We start from the raw sequence: 23,983 nt of genomic DNA on the forward strand, positions 1-23,983 counted from the left end.
GATACCGGCGATGACGAGGACCAGACGGACGAACCGAGCCTTAATTAATCTTTCACCTTCGCCATGGCGAGCACGTCCAGGCGCTTGTCCAGCTCCTCGACGCTCAGCTTGTCGCCGATGAGGCCGCGATCGATGACGGTCTGGCGAATGGTCTTGCGCTCCTTGAGCGCTTCCTTCGCGACGGCGGCCGCTTCCTCGTAGCCGATGGCCGAGTTCAGCGGGGTGACGATCGACGGGGAGGACTCCGCCAGCGTCTTCAGGTGCTCCTCGTTGGCCACCAGGCCGTCCACGCACTTGTCGACGAAGAGGCGAGACACGTTGGCCAGCAACGTGAACGACTCCAGCAGGTTGCGCGCCATCACCGGGATGTACACGTTGAGTTCGAAGGCGCCGGACAGTCCGCCGACGGTGATGGCGGCGTCGTTGCCGATGACCTGTGCGGCCACCTGGGTCACGGCCTCGGGCAGCACCGGGTTGACCTTGCCGGGCATGATCGAGCTGCCGGGCTGCAGGTCGGGAAGCTGGATCTCGCCCAGGCCGGTCAGCGGCCCGGAGCCCATCCACCGAATGTCGTTGGCAATCTTGGTCAATGACGCGGCGATGGTCTTCAGCGCGCCCGATGCCTCGACCAGTCCGTCACGAGCGGCCTGTGCCTCGAACGAGTCGGCGGCGGTCTTCAGCTCCGACAGGCCCGTTGACTTCTTGAGTTCCTCGACGACCTTGGCGCCGAAGCCGTCGGGGGCGTTGAGGCCGGTGCCGACTGCGGTACCGCCGATGGGCAGCTCACCGAGACGGGGGAGCGTCGCCTTCACGCGCTCCGCGCCGGCTTCGATCTGGCGGGCGTAGCCGCCGAATTCCTGGCCCAGGGTCACCGGCACCGCATCCATGAGGTGGGTGCGGCCCGACTTGACCACGGTCTTCCAGGCCTTGGCCTTGGTGGCCAGCGCCTGCTGCAGGTAATCCAGCGCGGGAATCAGGTCGCGCACAGCGGCTTCCGTCGCGGCCAGGTGAGTGGCCGTCGGGAAGGTGTCGTTGGAGGACTGCGACATGTTCACGTCGTCGTTCGGGTGCACCGTCACGCCGTTGTTGGCGGCGATCGAGGCGATCACCTCGTTGGCGTTCATGTTCGAGCTGGTGCCCGAACCGGTCTGGAACACATCGATGGGGAACTGGTCGTCATGCTTGCCGTCGGCGATCTCGGCGGCGGCGGCGATGATGGCGTCGGCCTTGGCCGGGTCCAGCAGACCCAGGTCCTTGTTCACCTGTGCACAGGCGCCCTTGAGGAGGCCGAGCGCACGGATCTGTGTGCGCTCCAGGCCGCGCCCCGAGATGGGGAAGTTCTCGACGGCGCGCTGAGTCTGCGCGCGCCACAGTGCTTCCACGGGTACGCGAACCTCGCCCATGGTGTCGTGCTCGATGCGGTACTGCTGTTCAGACAATGGTCTTCCTTCTCGTCGTCGATGATGGAATTAGGGGAGGGGGTGCGTGGCGTCGTCGTCGCCGGTGAAGTCGACCGCGGAGTATTCGCGGAGCTTGGTAAGACGGTGGTACGCCTCGATCATCCGGACGGTGCCGGACTTGGAACGCATCACGATGGACTGCGTGGTGCAGCCGCCGCCGAAGTACCGGACGCCCTGCAACAGATCGCCGTCGGTGACGCCGGTCGCGCAGAAGAAGACGTTCTCGCCGGACACCAGGTCCTCGGTGGTGAGGATCTGCTCCAGGTCGTACCCGGCGTCGATGGCCTTCTGGCGTTCCTCGTCATCACGTGGGGCGAGCTTGCCGTGGATGGCACCGCCCATGCAGCGCATGGCGGCCGCGGCGATGATGCCCTCGGGGGTGCCGCCGATGCCCAGCAGCATGTCGGTGCCCGAGTTCGGGCGGGCGGTGGAGATGGCGCCGGCCACGTCGCCGTCGGAAATCAGACGGATGCGGGCACCGGTCTCGCGCACGTTCTGGATCAGTTCGCCGTGGCGGGGCCGGTCCAGGATGCACACAGTGATATCGGACACCGAACAGTTGCGCACCTTGGCGACGCGCTTGATGTTCTCCGAGACGGGTGCGGTGATGTCGATGACATCGGCGGCGTCCGGGCCGACGGCGATCTTCTCCATGTAGAAGACGGCTGAGGGGTCGAACATGGTGCCGCGCTCGGAGACCGCGAGCACCGAGATCGCGTTGGGCATGCCCTTGCTCATCAGGGTGGTTCCGTCTACCGGGTCCACGGCGAAATCGCAGTCCGGGCCGTCGCCGTTGCCGACTTCCTCGCCGTTGTAGAGCATCGGGGCGTTGTCCTTCTCGCCTTCTCCGATGACGACCACACCGCGCATGGAAACGGAGTTGACCAGCTCGCGCATGGCGTCGACGGCGGCGCCGTCACCCTTCTCCTTCTCGCCGCGGCCGACCCATCGACCTGCGGCCATGGCACCCGCCTCGGTCACTCTGACCAGCTCTAACGCCAGGTTGCGGTCCGGGGCTTCTCTGCGCGACGGGCTCATGGGTTGTGATTGTTTCATGCGCGCCTGCAAGGATGGGGGCGTGGGAGGCGCACCTGATCCGGACCAAGATTCCGGACCCGACGATCGCATCGCCGTGCCCGCACCCCGTCCGGCCAAGCCGCGGTTGTTTCAGGACGGCCGGGACATGTTCTGGTCGATGGCTCCGCTGGTAGTCGCGTGCATCGTGCTGGCCGGATTGCTGGGGATGTGTTCCTTCACGCCGAATGGGCCGACGGTCGGTGAGCCGCCCTCGTATGACGCGCACGCCGCGCTGCAGGCCGATGCCCGGCAGTTCTCGTTTCCGGTCCGGGAGCCGTCGCTGCCCGCGGGCTGGCGGGCCAACTCCGGCGGGCGCGACAGCGTCGAGGGGATGCCGCTGTCCAAGGTGGGCTACCTGAGCCCGACCGGTACGTACATGGCGGTGGTGCAGAGCGGTGCCCCCGAGGAGAAGTTGGTCCCGAAGCTCGACAGTGGGCTGGTGCCTCGCGGGCCGGAGAATGTCGACGGCGTGAGCTGGGTGGCGTACGAGGGTGGTGAGGGTGCGGAGCCGCTGTGGGCCACGCGGCTGGACAACTCGGTGACCGTCGCGCTCACCGGGTCCGGAAACACCGAAGACTTCCGGACCGTCGCGCGGGCGGTGCAAACCGCTAAGCCGCTGCCGCGCTAGGAGGCGTGCATCTAGGTGTTGGCGCCCCGTGCGGCCACCGCCCAGCGGCGCGGGCCGCCCGAGGTATCCACCACCAGCGTGTCGACCAGGTTCACGGCATTGCAGAGATGGTTCGGCGCGATCCGCAGACGGGTGCCGGCATCCGGTGCCGCCCCGGGAAACTCGATGGTTGCGTGATGCTCGGACAGCGCGACGATGCGCGCATCCGGTTCGCTGATTACCCGTCCGAAACCGGTGGCCCAGCCCGGCCGGTCGGCGCCCAGGATCTTGCTGCCCGCGTCCACGACGGCGGTCCGGTCGCGGGTGTGCACCACTGTGGTGACGGCACTGAGAGCGATGTCGTCGAGCGTGCAGACCTCCAACTCGAACTGCTGGGCATCGTTGAACGGGTAGACACCGGGTCGCACCTCGGTCAGCACCGTGTTGTCGGCGGCATCGACGGTGGGGGTGGAGCCGCCGCTGATCACAGACGGCTCGATCCCCTGTGCGCGCAGGCTTTCGGCGGCCGCTCCAAGCGCGTGCGATTCCTGGGCGGCGACCTCTGCGCGGTGGCCCGGTGTGTAGCCGTGGCCCGGAAATGTGAAGACACCCACGACATTCAGTCCGGCGGCGCGCGCTGCTGCCGCAACGTCACCGGCCTCGGCGGGATCGACCCCGGTGCGGTGATGGCCGGAGTCGACCTCGATGACGACGGTGATGGGTAGATCGGCGAGATACTCGGCCAACTGCCGGGCACCCGCGATGGAATCGACCCCGACGCGCAGTTGCGCGCGGGCGGTCACCTTCCGTATCCGGTCGGCCTTCTGCGGAGTCAGCCACAGCGGGTAGGCGATGAAAAGGTCGGTGAATCCTGCGTCGGCGAACACCTCGGCCTCGCCGATGGTGGCGACGGTGAGGCCAATGGCTCCGCTGTCGATCTGGCGTTGTGCTATCTCAACGCACTTGTGGCTCTTGGCATGTGGCCGCAGCTGGACCCCGGTGCCGCGTAGGCGCCCGGCCAGCCGTTCGATGTTGCGGTCCATCACCGCCAGATCGATGGCCAGGAAAGGGGTGTCGATATCGTCCAGACCACAAGGTTGCGTCGTGTCAGACATGTCTTGACACTAATCGGAGTCCAGCGCGTCCTCGATGCGCTTGCGTGCGCCCGCCAGGTGCTCCTCGCAGCGTTTGGCCAGTGCCTCACCGCGTTCCCAGAGCGCCAGCGAGGTGTCCAGATCCAGGCCGCCCTGTTCGAGCTGCTGCACGACCTCGATGAGCTCGGCGCGCGCCTGCTCGTAACCGAGTTCGGCGGGATTGGTCATGACGATTCTCCTGTCACGGTTGCGGTCACGGCACCATCGGAAACGCGCACACGCAGCGATGCCCCTGCGGGTGCATCGGTTACCGTCCGCAGCACCTCCACCGTGCCATCGTCGCGCACCCGCTGCACCACCGAGTAGCCGCGGGCCAGGGTGGCGGCCGGTCCCAACGTGGCCAGCTGTGCCGATAAGTGGCCTACCCGTTGCGATTCGGATTCCACCAGCCGCTTCATATCGCGGCGCAATGCCGTTCGCGCGACGGCGATTTCGTCCTGGCGCACGGTGACCATCCGGAGCGGATCGGCCAGCACCGGCCGGCTGCGTACCTGGTCTAGTCCGCGCTGCTCGCGTTGCACCCAGTTGCGCAATGCCTGAGCCGAACGCCGCCGCAGGTCCAGAATCAACGCCTGTTCGGCCGCCGCGTCGGGCACCAGTTTCTTGGCCGCGTCCGTGGGTGTGGCCGCGCGCAGGTCCGCCACCAGATCGGAGAGCGGGTTGTCCGGCTCATGCCCGACGGCGCTGACCACCGGGGTTCGGCATGCCGAAATCGCGCGGCACAGGGTTTCGTCTGAGAACGGCAGCAGGTCCTCCACGCTGCCACCGCCGCGGGCCAGCACGATCACGTCCACCGCGGGGTCGGCGTCCAGTGCCTGTAGCGCGGCCACGATCTCGGCCACCGCGTGCGGGCCCTGCACGGGAGTGTTGCGGACCGTGAATTGCACTGCGGGCCAGCGTGACAAGGCCACCGAGGTCACATCGTGCTCGGCGGCACTGGCCCGGCCCGTGATCAGGCCGATGCGGGATGGCAGGAAGGGGACCGGGCGCTTGAGCCGCGCGTCGAACAGTCCCTCGGCGGCCAGCAGCTGACGCAGCCGCTCGATCCGGGCCAGCAGCTCACCGATACCTACCGCACGGATCTCGCTGAGCCGCAAGGAAAATGAGCCGCGCACCGTATAGAAGGTGGGTTTACCGCACACCACCACCTGGGTGCCTTCGGTCAGCTTCACCGGGGCGTTGCGCACCATGTCGGGCGGGCAGGTCACGGTCAGCGACATATCGGCGGCCGGGTCGCGCAGCACCATGAACACGGTCTTGCTGCCGGGCCGCACATCGATCTGCGTCAGCTGACCTTCCACCCACACCTGGCCCAGGCGGTCGATCCACTTGGCCACCCGGGTGGCAACGGCCCGGACCGGCCACGGGTTCTCGGGGCTTGTCCCCGGATCAGCCACGGGCAGCGGCGCGGGTGATCCTGTTCGCGAGCAAGGTCTGATACGGCGCGCGTGCCTTGTGAGCGTCTTCGTAGGTCAGCAGTTCTTCGAGCTCGCTCACGGACAGCGACTGCAACCGCGCCCGCAGCTGCGCCAGCGTCAGGTCGTGATAGCCGAGCTCGACGACGACATCGGGAGCATTCGGGTCCGCCGCCTCGGACGGTGCCGCCGGGGCTGCCTTTTTGGCCGGGGCCTTCTTGGCGGCAGCCTTCTTCGCAGGCGCCTTACGCGGTGCGGCCTTCGCGGCTACCGGCGCGGCCTCGGAGGCCGGTGCGGTTGCCTCGGGTTCGGAATCCGACGGCGCTGCGGGTTCGGAGGAGTACAGCGCAAACCGGCCCTGGGTCATCCGCTCGGCCGCATCCTCGTAGACGGCGTTGGCCTGCGTCTCGTCGGGTTCGGGTGCATCGAGCTCATCGATGTCCTCGTCGAAGGTCGCCCACTCCGGCTGCTCCTCGGTGGGCGGGAAGATGTTTTCCCAGGTCTCGTCGCCCTTGATGGCCAATTCCGTGACTGTCTGCTGGAACCGCATGAAGTTCTGCACGGTCTGGCTGGCAGCCGTCATGGGATAGGTCAGCACCGCCTGCGGCAGCTTGCGGGTCTCTTCAAGAACGGTGGCGGCGACCCCAAGAAGCAACCGGACGCCGAACGGAGGACGAATCATAGGTCCAAGCTTGCCTTACGTCGGTCGTGCAGCGAAAGGCTGGGCCGTAAGCTGGTGACTATGGCTGCAGTCGATATGGGCACTCCGGGGATGGTGAGCACCGTCGTCGGCCCGGCGACGAGCAAGCGCGTGCTGCTGGCTGAGCCGCGCGGCTACTGCGCTGGTGTCGATCGTGCGGTGGAGACCGTCGAGCGGGCGCTGGAGAAGCATGGCGCCCCCGTCTACGTGCGGCACGAGATCGTGCACAACCGATATGTGGTGGACACGCTGGCCAAGGCGGGTGCGATCTTCGTCGATGAGACCGATGAGGTGCCCGAGGGTGCGATCGTCGTGTTCTCCGCGCACGGTGTCGCGCCGACCGTGCACCAGGACGCCGCCGCGCGGAACCTGAAGACCATCGATGCCACCTGCCCGCTGGTCACCAAGGTGCATCAGGAGGCCAAGCGGTTCGCCCGCGACGACTTCGACATCCTGCTGATCGGTCACGAGGGCCATGAGGAAGTCATCGGCACGGCCGGTGAGGCACCCGATCACGTGCAGCTGGTCGACGGCCCCAGCTCGGTGGATAACGTCACCGTGCGTGACGAGAACAAGGTCATCTGGCTGTCTCAGACGACGCTGAGCGTCGACGAGACCATGGAGACGGTCCAGCGCCTGCGCGAGCGTTTCCCGACGCTGCAGGACCCGCCCAGCGATGACATCTGCTACGCCACGCAGAACCGCCAGGTGGCGGTGAAGGCGATGGCTCCCGAATGTGAACTGGTGATTGTCGTCGGCTCGCGCAACTCGTCGAACTCGGTGCGGTTGGTTGAGGTCGCGCTCGGCGCGGGCTCCAACGCGTCCTACCTGGTCGATTACGCCGAGGACATCGACCCGGCCTGGCTTGAGGGCGTGACGACGGTTGGCGTCACCTCGGGTGCTTCGGTGCCGGAGGTGCTGGTGCGCGGGGTCTTGGAACGGCTCGCGGAGCACGGATACGGCCAGGTGCAGCCGGTCACCACCGCCAACGAGACGCTGGTGTTCGCGCTGCCGCGCGAGCTGCGGGCCTCGCGGCGCTAGGTCCCGCTAGCGGTCGTAGTCCCAGGCGTCGTCGTATCGCTCTGGACGGCGCCGTGGGGCCGGTGGACGCTCATCTCTGTACCTGACCGCGGGGCGGTGCGGCTCACGCGTGGGTTCTGCGCGGGGCTCCCGGTAGCGGGGCCGCGGTTCATACCCGTAGTCGTCGTATTCGTCGCGGGCCCGACGCGCGGGACGGCGTTCGGTCCGCATCGGGCGCTCGTCTTCCCACGGGGTGCCGACCGCCGATGCCCGCCGCGAGACGGGTTCGGAATCGGGGGCGGGGCGGCGCCGCGTGCCGGACTCGTGCCGTCCGTGGCGTGTCCGCGCGGCGGCCTCGTCGGGGCGGGGGCGGCGGGTCCGCGTGGTTGTTCCCGCGCTCCTGCCCGTGGTGTCGGCCTCGGCATCCACCAGCGCCTGTACCCGGGTCCGTGACGACGTCCTCGGCTTGGCGGTCTTGGTGGTCTTCGCAGCCTTGGGCTTGGCCGTCTTTTCTTTGGCGGGCTTACTGGTGAACATTCCCCAGTACCAGCGCACCACTCCGATGATCAGCACGCCCAACGCGGTGCTGATCATCAGCGGGAAGCGTTCGATCAGCGGGTACCCGGTGGTGATGGCCATGTTCCTGATGCCATCGGCCGGTCCCTTCGACATGATCATGTAGGCCATCGGGATGCTCGCGAACAGGATCAGCGGCGGCTGCACGATGGCGGTGAAGATCGATGAATACCGCACCGCGAAAACCGCCAGGACGCATCCCGCCGCGTAGCAGCCGGCGAACGCGCCGGTCAGCTTCTCACCATTGGCCATCGCGTCAATTGCGAAACCGAGCGCGGTGCCAGCGACCGCGATCAGGATTGCGCCCCACCATGGCACACCCGGGATATCGGGGTGCGCCGACCGGTGATCGGCTTCCACCGATGAGCGGGCGCGTTGACCTGTCACATGTTGAAAGGTACCGGTGCCGAGCCGGATGTTCGGTAACGGTGCCCGTCAGCGTGCTTGTGTCAGCAGCATCGCGCCGACGGATTGGCGTCCGCATCGGCGTACCGCGCGCGCCAAAATTCGGCCTCGGTGGGCACCGGAGCGCCCGGATGACGGCGCCCTAGGTGCTCGACATACCGCTGGTAGTCGTGGTCGCCCATGACGGAGGTGAACCACCACACCAGCCCCTTGATCAGCTTCATGTCCGGGTCCCGGCGAGTTCCCGCGCTGCCCACTGCTTCTCGACTTCCTTCTCCACATCGGTGGGCAGGAAGCCGCTGGGTGCGAAAAGCCGGGACGGAACATCGTCGTCCTCGGTGGTTGGCAGACCTCCGGCCCGCACCGCGCGCAGACACGTCCAGGCGGCGGCCGCGACGACTACCAACACCAACGAGGCGAAGACAATCGACAGCGTTCCCTGCACAAACGTGTTTCGGATCACGGCGTCGATGGCTTCGGGCGTCTTGGCGGTCTTGAACGTCGTCAAACCCGCGTCGCGGGCGTCCGCGTACAGCTGGTGCTGCTTCCAGTAGCCCACCGCGGGATCCGACGAGAAGATCTTCTGCCAGGACGCGGTCATGGTGACAATCAGGTCCCAGGCCAGGGGGACAGCGGGAATCCAGGCCCACTTGTAGAGCCGTTGTTTGACGACGACCGTCAGCACCACCGTCAGGGCGATCGCAGCCAGCAGCTGGTTGGCGATGCCGAACAGCGGGAACAGGGTGTTGATACCGCCCAGGGGGTCGGTGACGCCCATGAGCAGGATCGAGCCCCAGCCGCCGACGACGACCGCCGAGCAGATCCACGCCCCAGGCCGCCAGGAGGCGTCCTTGAAGCGGCGCAGCGGGCCGCCCAGGTTCCCCAGGGAATCCGACAGCATGAACCGGGCAACCCGGGTGCCGGCGTCGACGGTGGTGAGGATGAACAGCGCCTCGAACATGATCGCGAAGTGGTACCAGAACGCCTTGAACCCGCTGCCGCCGAATACATCCGACATGACGTGCGAGATCCCGATGGCCAGGGTGGGGGCGCCGCCGGTGCGCGAGACGATCGAGGTCTCGCCGATGTCCTTGGCGGTTTGGGTCAGCTGCGCACCGGTGATGTCGGGCCCGCCGATCGGCAGTGCGTTGACGTAGGCGGCCGCGGTTTCGGCGGTGCCGCCTGTGGCCGCGGTGGGTGCGTTGATTGCAAAGTACAAGTGCTGGTTGAGGATCGCCGCGGTGACCAGTGCCATGACGGCCACGAAGGATTCAGTGAGCATGCCGCCGTATCCGATGAAGCGGGCCTGGCTCTCCTTCTCCAGCAGTTTGGGTGTGGTCCCCGAGGCGATCAGCGAATGAAAGCCCGAGAGTGCCCCGCAGGCGATGGTGATGAACAGGAACGGGAACAGCGATCCGGCGAAGGCCGGGCCCGAGGTGTTGAAGGCGAACTCGCTGACCGCCGGCAGCTGCGCCACCGGCCGGGCGATCAGGATGCCCAGGGCCAGCATCGCGATGGTCCCGACCTTCATGAAGGTCGACAGGTAGTCGCGGGGCGCGAGCAGCAGCCATACCGGCAGCACCGAGGCGGCGAACCCGTAGAACATCATCAGCCAGGCGATGGTGGTTTTGTCGAGGCTGAACAGTGTTTCGCCCCAGCCCGATTCGGCAACCCAGCGGCCAGAGATGATCGCGGCGAGCAGCAGTGCGACACCGATGACGGTCACCTCACTGACCTTGCCCGGCCGCAGGTAACGCAGATACACGCCCATGAACAGCGCGATGGGGATGGTCATCGCGATGGAGAACACGCCCCAGGGGCTTTCGCCGAGGGCGTTGACGACGACCAGGCCCAGCACCGCGATCAGGATGATCATGATGACGAAGATGGCCACCATCGCGGCGACACCGCCGACGGTGCCCATCTCGTCGCGGGCCATCTGGCCCAGACTGCGGCCACCGCGCCGGGTTGATATCACCAGCACCAGGTAGTCCTGGACGGCCCCGGCCAGTACGACGCCGACGACAATCCAGATGATTCCGGGCAGGTACCCCATTTGCGCGGCCAGTACCGGGCCGACCAGCGGGCCCGCTCCGGCGATGGCGGCGAAGTGGTGACCGAACAGCACCCGGCGGTCGGTGGGGACGAAGTCCTTGCCGTTGTCGAGCGTCTCGGCCGGGGTGGCGCGGTCATCACGCGGTCTGACGAGCTTGCGTTCAATCAGCTTGGCGTAGAACCGGTAGGCGATGAGGTAGGTGCAGATCGCGGCGACGACGAACCAGACCGCGTTGACGTGTTCCCCGCGCAGCAGCGCGATCATCGTCCAGGCGAAGGCTCCCAGTAACGCCACCAACACCAGCACCACACGCGACGTGGGTGAGGGTGCCCGATTGTCGATGACGCCGACGGGTGGAAGGTCGGGGTCGGTCCGCAGCAGTTCGACGCCGAGTGGGGGAGTCAGGTCCTGGGGCTCTGCGGCGGTGGCCATGCGCGTTACCTTAGGTCCCCGCTGTGGCGCCCTGTCGTACATCGAGTGTCTGTTCAAGTTCAGGGAAAGATCGGGGCCATTCCTGATGTGGCTCGTGATCTTGGTTCATAGCGTTGGGTATGACCAAAACAGAGTGGTTTACAAGGTCTTTGGGTGCCGCCATGGTGTTGCCGATTGCGGCGGTGGCGCTGGCGGCCGTCGCGCAGGCACGCCCGCAGGACTATGGCGACCCCGAGACTGTGATCAGTTCCCTTGAGGAACAAGGAAATTACGTCATGCTGAATCGAACGGGTACGTGGCCATTGGAGGACTGCGTGGTAACTGGGGTGCGGCAGGGCACCTCGGTGTACCGAGAAGAGCATCCTGTCGGCGCCCACCGCAAGTCGGTTCAGAAGGTGCTGGACCACGGAACCTACTACGTGGACCTGGCATGCTGAGCCGCGAAGACCAGGGAAAGATCAGGGGCTTCCCTGATGCGCCTGGACGTTTCGGCCGCCTACGGTGAACTTATGACTACTGCACTGCGACGGCCCCGCGCGGGGAAGATGATCGGCGGGGTGTGCGCGGCAATCGCGCAGCGCTTCGGATGGGATGTCACGATCGTCCGGGTGCTCACGGTCGCGTCGATCCTGCTTCCCGGGCCGCAGGTGCTGGCCTACCTGGTGTTGTGGGCTCTTATTCCGCGGGAGCAATAGCCCGACGGCGGGCGTTAAGTTAATTTTTCGTAACCAACGGGTGTATGGGGTTCCTCTGACCGGCAAATCGTGGGTTAGGCTGCGGGCGTGCGGCGATACGACTACCCCCTACGGGTTATTGCGGTAGCCGTTGTCTTGGGCGTGCTGTGCTTCGTCGGGGTGAATCCGGGAAGTGTCATGGGCCAGGCAACGGCCATGACGCACGCCGCCGATCGGGACGGTGCGAGTGCGGCGCCGGCGGATGCGCCTCAGGTCGATGCCTTCGCGCAGGTGGTGCAGATCGCCAAGATGTGCCGCGGGGTTCTCGCAGGGGCGATGCTGCTGGTGCTGGGGTTCGTGGTGCGCTACGTATTGCTCACCGCGACGCGGGGATCGCCTGTGCTGCAACGAATTACCGGCGAATCGGGCCGGATGGTGCTGCTCAAAGGCTGTGTGAATCGGTGCTGAGGGGGTCGGTTAACCCGACCCCGTATCAGCCATGCCGCGATAGCGCGGTTCTACACAGGAGCATCCATGATTTCTCGTTTTGCGGTATCCACGCTGGCGGTCGCAGCGACACTTCTCGCCGCGCCGACGGCGCAGGCCGGTCCCGATGGCGAGAGCGCCGCCGACGTGATCGCAGACCTGGAGGCGCGCGGCAACATCGTCGTCGTCAACCGCGTCGGTAGCGGTCCCATGAGCGATTGCACGGCAACTGCCGTTCGCCCCGGCCGGTTCCTCAATCCGGGGACTGTCGTCAATACCCCTGGAGTGGCCTGGGGTGGCATTCTGCTGCAGCACCGCGTGGTGAACGTCGACATCAAGTGCTGAGGAAATCCCGCAGCACGATCGCGTGATTGTGCTCCGGGTCCTTGGCGGCGTAGAGCAGCGTGACGGTGCCATGTTCGCGTTCAAGCTCGTGGGCGGTGTCCACCGCCGGGTTGGTAGCCAGCTCGGCGCGGTACTCGTCGGCGTAGGTGGCCCACTCCTCAGCAGGGGCGTGGTGCCAGCGGACCCGCAGGTCGGGGCTTGGGGCGATGTCCTTGAACCAGAGGTCGACCTGCGCGGCAGCCTTGCTCACGCCGCGCGGCCACAGCCGGTCGACCAGCAGGCGATAACCGTCCGAGGGGTCGGGAGTCTCGTAGATCCGCTTGGTGGAAAAGGTCACCTGAGCATTCTTATCTGCCGGGGTCCGTAGACTCACCATCTCGTGAGCCTGAACTTGGGAATCGTTGGTCTGCCGAACGTCGGAAAGTCGACGCTGTTCAACGCGCTAACGCGCAACAACGTGCTGGCGGCCAACTACCCGTTTGCGACCATCGAACCGAACGAGGGCGTGGTGCCGCTGCCGGACCCGCGCCTGGACAAGCTGGCGGAGGTATTCGGCTCGGCGCGGACCCTGCCCGCGACCGTGACGTTCGTGGACATCGCCGGAATCGTCAAGGGTGCCTCCGAGGGGGCCGGGCTGGGGAACAAGTTCCTGGCCAATATCCGTGAATGCGATGCCATCTGTCAGGTGGTGCGGGTATTCGCCGATGACGACGTCGTGCACGTAGACGGCCGCGTCGATCCGGCCGCCGATATCGAGGTGATCGAGACCGAGCTGATTCTCGCCGACATGCAGACGCTGGAGAAGGCGGTGCCGCGGCTGGAGAAGGAAGCCAAGACCAAGAAGGACCGTCAGCCACTGGCCGACGCTGCCAAGGCCGCTCAGGAGGTCCTCGACAGCGGCAAGACGCTGTTCTCGACCGGGCAGGACTGGTCGGTGGTGCGGGAGCTGAACCTGATGACCACCAAGCCCTTCCTGTATGTGTTCAACGCCGATGAATCGGTGCTCGGTGACGACGCGCGGGTCGCTCAGCTGCGGGAGCTGGTGGCCCCCGCCGATGCGGTGTTCCTGGACGCGAAGATCGAGTCCGAGCTACAGGAGCTGGACGAGGAGTCCGCTGCTGAGCTGCTGGAGTCCATCGGGCAGAGCGAGCGGGGTCTGGATGCGTTGGCGCATGCGGGATTCCACACGCTCAAGCTGCAGACCTACCTGACCGCTGGGCCAAAAGAGGCGCGGGCGTGGACGATTCACCAAGGAGACACCGCGCCCAAGGCGGCCGGGGTCATCCACACCGACTTCGAGAAGGGCTTCATCAAGGCCGAGGTGGTGTCCTACGAGGACCTCGTCGAAGCCGGTTCGATGGCCGCGGCGAAGGCTGCCGGGAAGGTCCGGATGGAAGGCAAGGACTACGTCATGGTCGACGGTGACGTAGTCGAATTCCGCTTCAACGTCTGATCGGGGAATCAAGCGAAATAATGAGCCGCAGACGGCGGGATGACTTCGACGAGCAGAGCTTGCACCTCGCGCAGATGCTTCGATCCTGGGACGTGCTCGGTGTCTATCGGGGTGAGATAATCCCGTCAGACGATGAAGAGTACGACGATCTGGTTGCTCCAATTCGTGGGTGGTTAGAGAGCAATGCGGGGCCTGAAGAGTTGAGCGCGCGGCTTGTTGATCGACTTGCGAGTCATTACGGACTGTCCTCGAATGACGATCTGGCCGAACTCGATTTCACACGACAGATCCACGCCTGGTGGTTACGCGATGGGCGCTGACCTGGCGGAGTTCCGGTTTGGATCAACGTCTACGTCCAAAGCAGTGACCCGGTGAGCAATCCGTACGTTGCCAATGAGTTGCTGTCGCGACTGGTTGGTGAGCGTATGTACTCAGTTGAGTTTGTCGTCAATGACTACGTGCAACTGAGGTTCGACGGCACACCTGGTGTCGGAAATCCAGTGGTGCTCAATTGTTACGTGTGGCCCGTGGTGGAGTACGCCGACCGTGAGTGGCGGGAGACCGATCAGGGATACGCCGATGCCCTGCGCAACCTGACCCCGGGCACTGTGCTCACGACGATGGAACGAACAGGCGTTGGTATTCGAATCGAGCTGGACACGGGTGCCGTTGCAATGCATCCCACCCGTGAAGAGGTGGCCGTGGAGATCGCCGAAATCATGGGTTTCACGGACGGGGCCTGGATGGTGTGGCGACCGGGTGAAGATAGCTTCGAGGATATGGTGTGAAACAAGATCAGGTCGAATTCCGCTTCAACGTCTGATCGGCAGAAACCGTAGCCCTGCGACACGGTGAGTGCTTCACTGTCATGGTCAGTCCTACTGCACTGTGTAGTAGACGATTCGTAGGGGGCAGAATGCGATGGCGCGGTGTAAGTCACGTTGAGTTCGCGGTACTGGAGTACGACGCTTCTATCGCATTCTATGACGCCTTGTTCGGCTGGCTGGGGTACAGCAGCTTTTCATCGTTGAACATGGAGTATCAGTCGATTTACTACATGACTCAGCATTTCAATCTGCACAGCTACATCGGTGTGCAGCCGGCCCGGACCGGAGGAAAGCTGACCCATGCCGAACAGGCCGTGGGCGTCAATCATGTTGCGCTGTGGGCCCGCAGCAGGAAAGAGGTCGACCGCTTTTACCGCGAGTTCTTGATCTCGCGGGGTATCGAGGTTACTGACGAGCCTAAGACGTATCCACAGTACTGGCCCGGCTATTACGCCGTGTTCTTCGACGACCCAATCAACGGTATTCATTGGGAGTTGGCGTGGATACCGAAAATTCCTACTCCACGACAGGTTTGGTCGTTCTATCGTGCGCTCAGCGGCTTCGCGGGCAGTCGGCCAGACCTCGCTAGTAGCGTGCCGGGCCTTGTCTGGCAGGCACGGCGAACGCTACCTCGTCGGTGAACGGCGTAACCGTTCAAGTTGACAGATCTCGCCGCACCGCGACGTAGTCGAATTCCGTTTCAATGTCTGATCATCCGATGGGTTCAACCCATTGAGCGCGGGACGGCCCGGGTTCGAAGGGTTCGCCGAAGTACTGCGTTTCGCGGATCACCTCGCCGGCTTCGAACTCCATGATGCTTACAACGTGAAACGGCTGTGCGTCGTACGTCGCAACGAGCTCGCTGACCCATAGATCGCCACTACCGGTGATCCGTCGCACGCTGAACCGTTTCCTGTTCGGCTGAGCTTCGCGCGAGGCTTGAATGTTGGCGCGGCCACGAATTCGCTCACCAGACTGCGGATATTCGAGAACCGCATCGTCGCGATAGACGCGATGTTCCGCATCGAAGTCGTTCGCGTCGGAGGCAGTCCAGTGGGCTTCGAGCGCACCTCGCAGATCCGCGTCGTTCATAGAGGCCTTTCTTTCGGTCAGATGGTCCCAGTTTCCCGGACTTGTCGGGGTGCGCACCTAGCATCTGGCTCACCGCGCAGCCCGCCGATCCTCGGCGGCATCCCCAGGAGGTCTACCAATGAGATTCGTTTCGACACGAATCATCACAGCCGACGTCGATCGGTTGGCCACGTTCTACGAGATGGTCACCGAAGTAGTGGCCGTCTGGGGGAATGAACTCTTCGCGGAGATTCCGACACCGGTCGGCACGCTGGCGATCGGCAGCGAGAAAACCGTCCCGCTGTTCGGGCAGGGATCTGCCGAGCCGGCGGCGAATCGCACAGCCATTCTCGAGTTCATCGTGGATGACGTGGACGCCGAATTCGCCCGGCTTCGCGAGCGTCTCGCCGATGTGGTCACCGAACCGACAACGATGCCGTGGGGGAACCGCGCCCTGCTGTTCCGGGATCCCGACGGGAATCTCGTCAATCTGTTCACCCCGGTCACCGACGAGGCGCGTGCCAAGTTCGGGGTATGACTCGTCGTGGACATGTGCGCACGATGAGTTTCGATTCGACGCATTCGACTAATCCGCTGCCGTCTCGTTCAGGATCGAAGTGATGAATTCCGAGCGCGGTGTGAATACGTCGAGGAGACCGACTGCACGCACGGCCGGCGCTAGGTTTCGGAGTTCGCTTTCGATGGCTGCTCGCCGTGGATCTGACTCGGCAGTGGTCTCTAAGAGTTTGGCATTCGCGATGAATGCTGCAACTGTGCCCTTCCGTACGGTGAGTCCATCGACGGTGGTTGAGTTGTCGGCGTCGGACAGAACGTCCTCGGGGCGAACTGCACCTTCACTTGCCACCGGGACTCCCTTCACGTGGTCGTATATCTCTCTGCGAGGGTAGCAATCTTGCTCTCCGCGAAGGTCGCTATGCAGTGCTGCAGAGAATCTGCCGCGCGTTAGTCCTGCACGTAGGACACGACCGCCATCATTCCGGCTTCGCCGTGATAGATGTTGTGGCAGTGGGTAAGCCACTGCCCGGGGTTGTCGGCATCGAAGTCCACCTCGACGGTCTTCATGGGGGCGACGAGGACCGTATCTTTGCGGGCGCGGTATGTCCCCTTCGCGTCGCGGACCGAGAAGGTGTGCCCGTGGAGATGCATGGGGTGGAACATCATCGAGTCGTTGACGAAACGTAGCCGTGTCCGTTGACCCTCACGTACGGGCAGCCCGTCGCGCGGGTCGTAGGTCTTGCCGTTGATGGTCCAGGTGTACTTGCCGACGGGTCCGGCCAACCGGACATCGTGAATGACGTCCGCGTTGCGCTGGCTCAGTTGAACCTCGGGGGTAGCGCTGAGTGTCGCGGTGTCCAGCGGCACCTGCGACTTCATCAGCATCGCGGCATCTTCGGCGCGCCCGCGCACCGGGGTATCTCCGGAACGCAGAATCAGTTGGGCGAAGCCATCTTTGCCCTCGGGTACGGCCACCAGCGGCACCGACGAACCCGGGATGGTGACGACGGCATCCACTCGCTCGCCCATGGTCACCAGGATGGTGTCGGCCTGGAAGGGCTGCACCGGGAAGCCGTCGGTGTGCGTAACCGTCATCGGCACCCCGGGAATGCTGACCCGGAACGCCGTATCGCCGCCGGCATTGACGATGCGCAACCGCACCCGCTGTCCGGCGCGATACGTAGTGGCCTGCGGATCGGCAGCCACCCGCCCATTGATCAGATAGTGGGGGTACTTCACATCGCCGGCGTCCATCCCCAGCGGCGCGGTCGGGTCAGATCCCATGCCTCCCATCATCGAATGATCCATCGGGGGCATGCCCTTGGCGCGTAGCCCTTCGAGCACCTGGTCGGGATCGGTACCGGTGCCGTCGATCCAGTCATCGAGCGCCACCACCAACTCCTCGTCGTACTCGGTGCGCTCATCGGGGTCCTCGATGATCAGCGGCGCGTACAGTCCGCGATCGATCTGCGTGCCGACGTGGGGGTGGAACCAGTACGTCCCCGCGTGAGACACCGCGAACTCGTAATCGAACACTCCGGTCGGCGGTATTTCCGGCTGAGTGAGGCCGGGCACGCCGTCCATGTCGTTGCGCAGGGCGAGCCCGTGCCAGTGCACGGTGGTGGGCGCCGGGAGGTTGTTGACAGTTTGCACGCGCAGGATTTCACCCTTGCGAACACGGATCTCCTGGCCGGGTACCCGCCCTCCGTATGCCCACGTTCGCACCTGGGTTCCGGCGAGGTCGAGCTGAGTGGGTCCGGCGTTCAGAGCGAACTGTCTGATCGCGGCCCCCTGGGGTCGCCGGGCCGCTTCCACTGCGGCGACTCGGGCTGAATCAGGCGTAACGCGTTGTGGTGTCGCGGTTCCGGAGGGGCTCCTGGTGCAGGACGCGAGAAACCCGGCTGCGGCCACGGTCATACCCAGGCGGAGGAGCTCGCGGCGGCCAAGCAGTGGTGAATTGCCCGTTGTCATGATGCTATATATACCCCGTAGGGGTATTTAAAGCGAATCGCGTGCTACGGTCGGGGTGTGTTGCCGTCCAGTGGTGAACTGCAACCGGTGTGGCGGGTCCGCGTCGTGTCGGGTGCTCGTGTCCTGGCCGAGGCGACGTGGTGAAAATCAGGGGTTCGTCGGGATCTCGATGGATAGCCGTGTTTGTCGCAGGCGTGATCGCCGCACTGCCGGTACTGCATTGCACGGTGATGGCCGATGCGGCGCTCCCGGTCGCCTCGCACCAGCTCGCTGCGTCCGCGTCTGACGCGGTTGAGGGTGTGGGCCAGCACATCGGCCGGGCCTCCCAGGACTTCACCAGCCAGATCTTCGATGTGATCGCCGGAAAAGTCCGATCCGGTAACGCATTCCGAATGCTATGGGCGGCGGCGCTGGTCGTGACCTTGGCTGTTTCGCTGCTCCCTTTGCGGGTGGTGGTCACACGCGCGCCTCCTCGTCGTCCTGCGTGTGTCACGGTCGTTGGCGGCAGGGCCCGTCTGCATCAGATCTGCGTGAGTCGGCGCTGATGAATCCCTTGCGGCGGATATGTCCTGCTGCCGCATACGGCTGTCAGTGAAGACTCGCCACACCGAAGTGGCGCAGACGTTGGGAATCGTTATGTACGGACGCCTCATCTTCCACCGCCTCGGCGGCCTCTGTTTGGCCGCGGCCGCTGCTGGTGCACTCATGGCTGTTGGCACGCCGCGTGCCGACGCCGGTCCCAAGAACCATGGGAACGCCGACGTTGTCATCACGTCCCTGAAGGCCCGGGGAGACAAGGTCGTCATCAATCGGCGCGGCAGCGCACCGCTGACCGAATGCGTTGCGACCTCCGTGCGCGAGGGGCGGTCGGAGTACCGCTGGCAGCGCATCCGTGTGGCCGATCCCACCAGTCCGCTGGTCCAGGTGCTGGACTACCGGGTCATGCATGTCAGCGTTGAGTGCTGACCACAGTTAGATAGCGATCAGGTCACATACCCCATGAGGGTATGTTAAATCGTGCTAACCTCGCGTCATGCTGACCGGAGCGCGCCGCACGAGTCGCCGTGGGCGGCTGTGGCTGGTCGCGGTCCTCGTCGCAACGGTCGCGACCCTGCCGGTCTTGCACTGTGTCTCCGTCGGTCATGGTGGCGGCGAGGCGCCGCACCATAAGGCGACGCACGCCGCACTCCAGGGGCACGGGCCATCGGCTACCCATGCGCACCTCGACAACGCGGTCCACGAGATGGCATGTCAGACCGCGGACGGGCTGGTCGCACTGGCCCGGGGTTTCAATCCACTGCGGATTCTCTTCGTGCTGGCCGCGTTTGCTCTCGCCATGTTGGTGTTCCAGCCCGTGGCTGCCCAACTCTCGCGCGGTCCACCACGTGCTATCGGTTATCACGGGGCCCGAACGGGCCGCGACATTCTCACCAAACTCTGCGTCATTCGGCGCTGATCGGCCCCTCGGGCAAAGCGGAGTTCCGCCATGCCCGCACGCCGTCATCAGCTTCCCGGCCGCGCCGTGCGGCCCCCACGCAGGGATTCTCAATGAACAACAGCATTGCTCTGTCATCTCGTCGTAGCTGCACACACCTAGGGCCTAAGTTCCACGACCCCAACACGCTGGTGGGCAACACCCCGGTGCTGTGGGTATCGGAGCCGTTCGCGACGCCGGGCACCGGCTTCTGGGCCAAGCTCGAAGGTCATAACCCCAACGGCATGAAAGACCGGCCCGCACTGCACATGATCGAACAGGCCAGGGCGCGCGGAGAACTCAAGCCCGGTGCCATGATCGTCGAATCAACCAGCGGGACGCTGGGGCTGGGGCTGGCGCTGGCCGGAATCATCTACCGGCACCCGGTCACCCTCGTCACCGATCCGGGCCTGGAGCCCATCGTGCGCAGCATGTTGACCGCCTACGGCGCTCGCGTCGAGATCGTCACAGAACCACATCCGATCGGAGGATGGCAGCAGGCGCGTAAGGATCGTGTCGCAGAAATACTTGCCGCCGAAACGGATTCGTGGTGCCCCGATCAGTATCAGAACCCCGACAATGTCGATGCCTACCGCGGGCTCGCGGAAGAACTGATCGACCAGCTCGGAACAGTGGATACCCTGGTCTGCTCGGTGGGAACCGGCGGACATTCCTCGGGTGTGGGACGTGTACTGCGGGAACATAATCCGGACCTGCGACTGGTAGGGGTCGACACCATCGGCTCCACGATTTTCGGGCAGCCCGCCAGCTCACGCCTGATGCGCGGTCTCGGGTCGAGCATCTATCCGGGCAATGTCGACTACGCCGCATTCGACGAAGCGCATTGGGTGGCACCGAATGAGGCCGTCTGGGCGGCCCGGACGCTGGCCGCTGCGTACCACGCCAGCGGCGGGTGGAGCGTCGGGGCAGTGGCATTGGTCGCGGGGTGGGTGGCACGGACATCGGCTCCCGGATCGCGTGTCGCGGCAATCTTCCCCGACGGTCCGATGCGCTACCACGGCACCATCTACGATGACGATTACTGCCGCAGCCACGATCTGTTGGACCGTCCACCGGCGCAGGATCCCGACGTGATCGACGATCCGTCGGATCGGGTAGTGGACCGATGGACCAGGCTGACCCGCGTGATCGACCCAATCGGGAGAATGGCGTGATCGAAACCTTCCGTCAGTTCCGGTCTTTCGATCGGCCCAGCCAGATTCTGATGGTGAATCAGTTCGCCATCAACGTCGGCTTCTACATGCTGATGCCCTACCTCGCCGGATACCTGGCCGGGCCGTTGGGCTTGGCCGCATGGATGGTGGGGCTGGTGCTGGGTGTCCGGAACTTCTCTCAGCAGGGCATGTTTCTGGTCGGCGGCACGCTGGCCGACAGGTTCGGATACAAACCACTGATTGTGGCGGGATGTCTGTTGCGTACCGGCGGATTCCTGATGTTGGCCTTCGTCGGCTCCCTGCCGGCGATACTGATCGCCTCGGCGGCAACGGGTTTCGCGGGTGCTCTGTTCAACCCCGCGGTACGCGCCTACCTGGCAGCAGATTCCGGGGAACGTCGGGTGGAGGCCTTCGCCGTCTTCAACGTCTTCTACCAGGCGGGAATCCTTTTCGGGCCGATCGTTGGGCTCGCATTGACGGCATGGGACTTCCGGATCACCTGCGCCGTCGCCGCAGCGGTCTTCGCGGTCCTGACGGTGATCCAGTTGATGGCGCTGCCGCCGAACCGCGCCGAGCAGGAAGCGGAACGCCAGCCGGTGCTCGCCGACTGGCGTTCGGTGGTGTCCAACAGGGCCTTCCTGTTGTTCTCCGGCGCCATGATCGGGTCCTACGTGCTGACGTTCCAGGTCTACCTCGCGCTGCCGTTCCAGGCCGCTCTGCTGACCGGCGACAAGAAGTCTGAAACGGTATTGGTGACAAGCATCTTCGTGGTGTCCGGATTGGTCGCTATCGCCGGGCAGGTGCGACTCACCGGGTGGCTTTCCGCGCGATTCGGCCCCAGCCGCAGCCTGGTCCTCGGAATGCTGGTCATCGCGGCAGCCTTTGTGCCGCTGATGCTGCTACCGACAGCGGCGTCGGCAGGGCAACTCGCTGCCGTCGGTGCGCTGCTGCTGGCGGCGGCCCTGCTGGCCGTGGGCACCATCGCGACGTTCCCCTTCGAGATGGACACCGTGGTCAGGTTGGCGCGCAACAGGTTGGTGGCTACCCACTATGGGCTGTACAACACGATTGTCGGCGTCGGCATCTTGGCCGGGAACCTGCTGACCGGCTCGATATTCGGTTACACCCAGCAGCACGGTAAGCCGGCCTTGTTATGGGTGTCGCTGACCGGGATCGGGCTGGTGTGTGCCGCGGCGCTGTTCGCGTTGCGGCGGGCAGGTCTGCTGGACCAGGGCAGGGAAGTGGCGCGGGCTGCCAATGCCTGAGTAGTTTGTGGAGGCCATGACCAGCCCCGCTAAACCCATCAACCTCGTCAACCTCGAGAGTGTTTCGAAGTCGTACGGCGTCAAGCCGCTGCTCTCGAACGTCAGCCTGGGGGTGCAAGCGGGAGACCGCATCGGGGTGGTGGGCCTCAACGGTGGCGGCAAGACCACGCTGCTGGAGGTGCTCGCCGGTGTCGAACCGGCGGATCAGGGCAGAGTGAGCCGGACCGGTGACCTGCGCCAAGCCGTCGTCACCCAGCGCGACGATCTTGAAGGCGAGACGGTATTCGACGTCGTGATCGCGCCCCTGGGCGTCGCCGAACACGAATGGGCCGGGGATGCGCGCATCCGTTCGATCCTCGAAGGGCTTGGAGTGGCGGCCCTCGGCCTCGACCGGCGCGTGGATGAGCTGTCCGGAGGCCAGCGGCGGCGCGTGGGGCTCGCCGCCGCACTTGTTCGCGATCTGGACCTGCTCATTCTCGACGAGCCGACGAACCACCTGGACGTCGAAGGCGTTCAGTGGCTGGCCGAGCATCTGCTGGCGCGGCGCACCGCGCTGGTCGTCGTGACCCACGATCGGTGGTTCCTGGACACCGTGGCCACCCGCACCTGGGAGGTCGTCGACGGCAGCGTCGAATCGTATGAAGGCGGTTATGCCGACTGGACGTTCGCCCGTGCCGAACGGGGGCGGCAGGCCGATGCCGCGGAGGCGCGCCGCCGCAATCTCGCACGCAAGGAGCTGGCCTGGTTGCGGCGCGGTCCACCCGCGCGCACGTCCAAACCCCGATACCGGATCGAGGCGGCCGAGGCCCTGATCGCCGATGTGCCGCCGCCGCGAGACTCGGTGGCGCTAAGCGCATTTGCGCGTCGGCGCCTGGGCCGTATCGTCATCGAACTTGAAGACGCGACGGTGACGACACCCGCCGGTGAGGAACTGGTACGCGATCTGACCTGGCGCCTGGCCCCGGGCGAGCGCATTGGCCTGGTGGGCGTCAACGGATCCGGAAAGACGACTCTGCTGCGCGTGCTTGCCGGTGCGGTGCCGTTGGCGGCCGGACACCGCAAGGAAGGCAAGACGGTCAGCATCGGCTGGCTGCGCCAGGAGCTGGACGACCTGCCCGGCGACATCCGGGTGCTCGATGCGATCGAGTCGATCGCGTTGCGGATCACGCTGGGGGACAAAGAGCTTTCCGCCTCACAGGTTGCCGAGATGCTGGGGTTCAGCCCGGCACGTCAACGCACGCCGGTCGCCGACCTCTCCGGTGGAGAGCGTCGCCGGCTGCAGCTGACCCGGGTGCTGATGGCCGAGCCGAACGTGCTTCTTCTCGACGAGCCCACCAACGACCTGGACATCGAAACCCTGCAGCAGGTCGAGGATCTGCTGGACGGCTGGGCCGGCACCCTGGTTGTGGTCAGCCACGACCGGTATCTCATCGAGCGGGTGTGCGATTCGACGTGGGCGCTGTTCGGTGATGGCAAGCTGACCAATCTGCCCGGTGGCATCGAGGAGTATCTGCGCCGGCACGTCCAGCCCACCGCGGCCCCCACCAAACCGGCACCCGATCGTGGCCGTGATGGTGCGGCATTGCGCGCCGCGCAAAAAGAGCTCGGACGACTCGAACGGTCCGTTGCCAAGCTGGGGGAGCGAGAGGCCGTGTTGCATGAGCGGCTCGCTGAACATGCCACCGACCCGGACCGGGTGGTGACGCTGACCGCCGAACTCAATGCCGTCGTCGCCGAGAAGGACGCGGCCGAGGTGCAGTGGATGGAACTCGCCGAAGAGCTTGAGTAGCCCACGCGGGCGTGATCCTCAATAAAAAAGCGAGG

At 65.2% G+C, this 23,983-nt stretch carries 30 protein-coding genes; 17 read left to right on the forward strand and 13 right to left on the reverse strand.

Features of this window, described 5'->3' with window-relative positions:
- Window positions 1-44: 44 nt before the first annotated feature.
- A complete protein-coding gene (locus AOT83_RS02925; RefSeq protein ID WP_030094698.1) occupies window positions 45-1,439 on the reverse strand; it encodes a class II fumarate hydratase in 1,395 nt (464 codons plus the stop codon).
- A 30-nt stretch (window positions 1,440-1,469) separates the two neighbouring features.
- Window positions 1,470-2,498 (reverse strand): class II fructose-bisphosphatase, encoded by a 1,029-nt coding sequence (gene glpX, locus AOT83_RS02930; RefSeq protein ID WP_044104242.1) that lies wholly within the window; start codon window positions 2,496-2,498, stop codon window positions 1,470-1,472.
- A 94-nt stretch (window positions 2,499-2,592) separates the two neighbouring features.
- Here glpX and AOT83_RS02935 point away from each other — a divergent pair, with 94 nt between their 5' ends.
- A complete protein-coding gene (locus AOT83_RS02935) occupies window positions 2,593-3,165 on the forward strand; it encodes a DUF4245 domain-containing protein (protein WP_057963911.1) in 573 nt (190 codons plus the stop codon).
- A gap of 11 nt (window positions 3,166-3,176) precedes the next feature.
- On the opposite strand, the gene AOT83_RS02940 is transcribed toward AOT83_RS02935, so the two are convergent.
- Genes AOT83_RS02940 through AOT83_RS02955 form a run of 4 tightly spaced genes read right to left on the reverse strand, consistent with a single transcriptional unit; the run spans window position 3,177 to window position 6,395 of the window.
- On the reverse strand, window positions 3,177-4,259 hold the full coding sequence (locus tag AOT83_RS02940; protein WP_057963838.1) for a D-TA family PLP-dependent enzyme: 1,083 nt from the start codon (window positions 4,257-4,259) through the stop codon (window positions 3,177-3,179).
- A gap of 9 nt (window positions 4,260-4,268) precedes the next feature.
- The gene (locus AOT83_RS02945; protein ID WP_046252835.1) at window positions 4,269-4,466 is read right to left on the reverse strand and encodes an exodeoxyribonuclease VII small subunit; all 198 of its coding nucleotides are present in this window, start codon (window positions 4,464-4,466) and stop codon (window positions 4,269-4,271) included.
- The gene (xseA, locus tag AOT83_RS02950; RefSeq protein ID WP_057963839.1) at window positions 4,463-5,695 is read right to left on the reverse strand and encodes an exodeoxyribonuclease VII large subunit; all 1,233 of its coding nucleotides are present in this window, start codon (window positions 5,693-5,695) and stop codon (window positions 4,463-4,465) included. The genes AOT83_RS02945 and xseA overlap by 4 nt, the downstream gene beginning before the upstream one ends.
- Window positions 5,688-6,395: a lipid droplet-associated protein gene (locus AOT83_RS02955; RefSeq protein WP_057963840.1), complete on the reverse strand. Its 708-nt coding sequence runs from the start codon at window positions 6,393-6,395 to the stop codon at window positions 5,688-5,690. The genes xseA and AOT83_RS02955 overlap by 8 nt, the downstream gene beginning before the upstream one ends.
- Window positions 6,396-6,455: 60 nt before the next feature.
- On the opposite strand from AOT83_RS02955, the gene AOT83_RS02960 reads away from it, so the two are divergent.
- Window positions 6,456-7,454 (forward strand): 4-hydroxy-3-methylbut-2-enyl diphosphate reductase, encoded by a 999-nt coding sequence (locus AOT83_RS02960; protein ID WP_101312683.1) that lies wholly within the window; start codon window positions 6,456-6,458, stop codon window positions 7,452-7,454.
- 6 nt (window positions 7,455-7,460) lie between these two features.
- On the opposite strand, the gene AOT83_RS02965 is transcribed toward AOT83_RS02960, so the two are convergent.
- The 3 genes from AOT83_RS02965 to AOT83_RS02975 all read right to left on the reverse strand — a co-directional run bounded on the left by AOT83_RS02965 (window position 7,461) and on the right by AOT83_RS02975 (window position 10,902).
- Complete coding sequence (locus tag AOT83_RS02965) at window positions 7,461-8,396, reverse strand: DMT family transporter (RefSeq protein WP_193606374.1); 936 nt, start codon at window positions 8,394-8,396, stop codon at window positions 7,461-7,463.
- Between the two features lie 62 nt (window positions 8,397-8,458).
- On the reverse strand, window positions 8,459-8,638 hold the full coding sequence (locus AOT83_RS02970) for a YbdD/YjiX family protein (protein WP_030094707.1): 180 nt from the start codon (window positions 8,636-8,638) through the stop codon (window positions 8,459-8,461).
- Window positions 8,635-10,902, reverse strand: a complete 2,268-nt coding sequence (locus tag AOT83_RS02975) for a carbon starvation CstA family protein (RefSeq protein WP_044104246.1) — start codon at window positions 10,900-10,902, stop codon at window positions 8,635-8,637. Before AOT83_RS02975 ends, AOT83_RS02970 begins: the two co-directional genes overlap by 4 nt.
- 119 nt (window positions 10,903-11,021) lie before the next feature.
- Here AOT83_RS02975 and AOT83_RS02980 point away from each other — a divergent pair, with 119 nt between their 5' ends.
- The 4 genes from AOT83_RS02980 to AOT83_RS02995 all read left to right on the forward strand — a co-directional run bounded on the left by AOT83_RS02980 (window position 11,022) and on the right by AOT83_RS02995 (window position 12,407).
- The gene (locus tag AOT83_RS02980) at window positions 11,022-11,339 is read left to right on the forward strand and encodes a hypothetical protein (RefSeq protein ID WP_057963842.1); all 318 of its coding nucleotides are present in this window, start codon (window positions 11,022-11,024) and stop codon (window positions 11,337-11,339) included.
- 36 nt (window positions 11,340-11,375) lie between these two features.
- Window positions 11,376-11,597, forward strand: coding sequence for a PspC domain-containing protein (locus tag AOT83_RS02985; RefSeq protein ID WP_030094710.1), 222 nt, complete (start codon window positions 11,376-11,378; stop codon window positions 11,595-11,597).
- A 177-nt stretch (window positions 11,598-11,774) separates the two neighbouring features.
- Entirely contained in the window at window positions 11,775-12,044 is a 270-nt protein-coding gene (locus AOT83_RS02990; RefSeq protein ID WP_057963843.1) for a hypothetical protein, read from the forward strand.
- A gap of 66 nt (window positions 12,045-12,110) precedes the next feature.
- A complete protein-coding gene (locus AOT83_RS02995) occupies window positions 12,111-12,407 on the forward strand; it encodes a hypothetical protein (RefSeq protein WP_057963844.1) in 297 nt (98 codons plus the stop codon).
- On the opposite strand, the gene AOT83_RS03000 is transcribed toward AOT83_RS02995, so the two are convergent.
- On the reverse strand, window positions 12,397-12,783 hold the full coding sequence (locus AOT83_RS03000; protein ID WP_044104248.1) for a DUF488 family protein: 387 nt from the start codon (window positions 12,781-12,783) through the stop codon (window positions 12,397-12,399). The genes AOT83_RS02995 and AOT83_RS03000 overlap by 11 nt on opposite strands.
- A gap of 3 nt (window positions 12,784-12,786) precedes the next feature.
- Here AOT83_RS03000 and ychF point away from each other — a divergent pair, with 3 nt between their 5' ends.
- From ychF to AOT83_RS03020, 4 genes are all read left to right on the forward strand, one after another.
- Entirely contained in the window at window positions 12,787-13,860 is a 1,074-nt protein-coding gene (ychF, locus tag AOT83_RS03005; protein WP_030094714.1) for a redox-regulated ATPase YchF, read from the forward strand.
- Between the two features lie 20 nt (window positions 13,861-13,880).
- A complete protein-coding gene (locus AOT83_RS03010) occupies window positions 13,881-14,180 on the forward strand; it encodes a hypothetical protein (RefSeq protein WP_057963845.1) in 300 nt (99 codons plus the stop codon).
- Window positions 14,181-14,231: 51 nt separating this feature from the next.
- The gene (locus AOT83_RS03015; protein ID WP_198530410.1) at window positions 14,232-14,648 is read left to right on the forward strand and encodes a hypothetical protein; all 417 of its coding nucleotides are present in this window, start codon (window positions 14,232-14,234) and stop codon (window positions 14,646-14,648) included.
- Between the two features lie 128 nt (window positions 14,649-14,776).
- The gene (locus tag AOT83_RS03020; RefSeq protein ID WP_057963846.1) at window positions 14,777-15,328 is read left to right on the forward strand and encodes a VOC family protein; all 552 of its coding nucleotides are present in this window, start codon (window positions 14,777-14,779) and stop codon (window positions 15,326-15,328) included.
- A gap of 70 nt (window positions 15,329-15,398) precedes the next feature.
- On the opposite strand, the gene AOT83_RS03025 is transcribed toward AOT83_RS03020, so the two are convergent.
- Window positions 15,399-15,779: a nuclear transport factor 2 family protein gene (locus AOT83_RS03025; protein WP_057963847.1), complete on the reverse strand. Its 381-nt coding sequence runs from the start codon at window positions 15,777-15,779 to the stop codon at window positions 15,399-15,401.
- 118 nt (window positions 15,780-15,897) lie between these two features.
- Between AOT83_RS03025 and AOT83_RS03030 the strand changes: the two genes are divergently transcribed.
- On the forward strand, window positions 15,898-16,296 hold the full coding sequence (locus AOT83_RS03030; protein ID WP_057963848.1) for a VOC family protein: 399 nt from the start codon (window positions 15,898-15,900) through the stop codon (window positions 16,294-16,296).
- Between the two features lie 48 nt (window positions 16,297-16,344).
- Here AOT83_RS03030 and AOT83_RS03035 read toward each other — a convergent pair whose 3' ends face one another.
- Together AOT83_RS03035 and AOT83_RS03040 are read right to left on the reverse strand one after the other, a co-directional pair.
- The gene (locus AOT83_RS03035) at window positions 16,345-16,623 is read right to left on the reverse strand and encodes a hypothetical protein (protein WP_030094719.1); all 279 of its coding nucleotides are present in this window, start codon (window positions 16,621-16,623) and stop codon (window positions 16,345-16,347) included.
- Between the two features lie 98 nt (window positions 16,624-16,721).
- On the reverse strand, window positions 16,722-18,245 hold the full coding sequence (locus AOT83_RS03040; RefSeq protein WP_057963849.1) for a multicopper oxidase family protein: 1,524 nt from the start codon (window positions 18,243-18,245) through the stop codon (window positions 16,722-16,724).
- A 179-nt stretch (window positions 18,246-18,424) separates the two neighbouring features.
- Here AOT83_RS03040 and AOT83_RS03045 point away from each other — a divergent pair, with 179 nt between their 5' ends.
- The 6 genes from AOT83_RS03045 (at window position 18,425) to AOT83_RS03070 (ending at window position 23,948) form a co-directional block, all read left to right on the forward strand.
- Window positions 18,425-18,790: a hypothetical protein gene (locus AOT83_RS03045; RefSeq protein ID WP_030094721.1), complete on the forward strand. Its 366-nt coding sequence runs from the start codon at window positions 18,425-18,427 to the stop codon at window positions 18,788-18,790.
- A gap of 46 nt (window positions 18,791-18,836) precedes the next feature.
- Window positions 18,837-19,211, forward strand: coding sequence for a hypothetical protein (locus tag AOT83_RS03050; RefSeq protein WP_057979790.1), 375 nt, complete (start codon window positions 18,837-18,839; stop codon window positions 19,209-19,211).
- 67 nt (window positions 19,212-19,278) lie between these two features.
- Window positions 19,279-19,701 carry a hypothetical protein gene (locus AOT83_RS03055; RefSeq protein ID WP_109394765.1) on the forward strand — a complete coding sequence of 141 codons (423 nt, stop codon included), beginning with the start codon at window positions 19,279-19,281 and terminating at the stop codon, window positions 19,699-19,701.
- Window positions 19,702-19,868: 167 nt separating this feature from the next.
- Window positions 19,869-20,894, forward strand: a complete 1,026-nt coding sequence (locus AOT83_RS03060) for a PLP-dependent cysteine synthase family protein (protein ID WP_030094724.1) — start codon at window positions 19,869-19,871, stop codon at window positions 20,892-20,894.
- Window positions 20,846-22,159, forward strand: a complete 1,314-nt coding sequence (locus AOT83_RS03065) for an MFS transporter (RefSeq protein ID WP_057963851.1) — start codon at window positions 20,846-20,848, stop codon at window positions 22,157-22,159. The genes AOT83_RS03060 and AOT83_RS03065 overlap by 49 nt, the downstream gene beginning before the upstream one ends.
- Before the next feature lie 7 nt (window positions 22,160-22,166).
- Window positions 22,167-23,948, forward strand: a complete 1,782-nt coding sequence (locus tag AOT83_RS03070; RefSeq protein WP_078284193.1) for an ABC-F family ATP-binding cassette domain-containing protein — start codon at window positions 22,167-22,169, stop codon at window positions 23,946-23,948.
- Window positions 23,949-23,983 lie beyond the last annotated feature (35 nt).

The organism is Mycobacteroides sp. H001 (genome assembly GCF_001440005.1).
In the GTDB taxonomy this organism is placed as follows: domain Bacteria; phylum Actinomycetota; class Actinomycetes; order Mycobacteriales; family Mycobacteriaceae; genus Mycobacterium; species Mycobacterium gwanakae.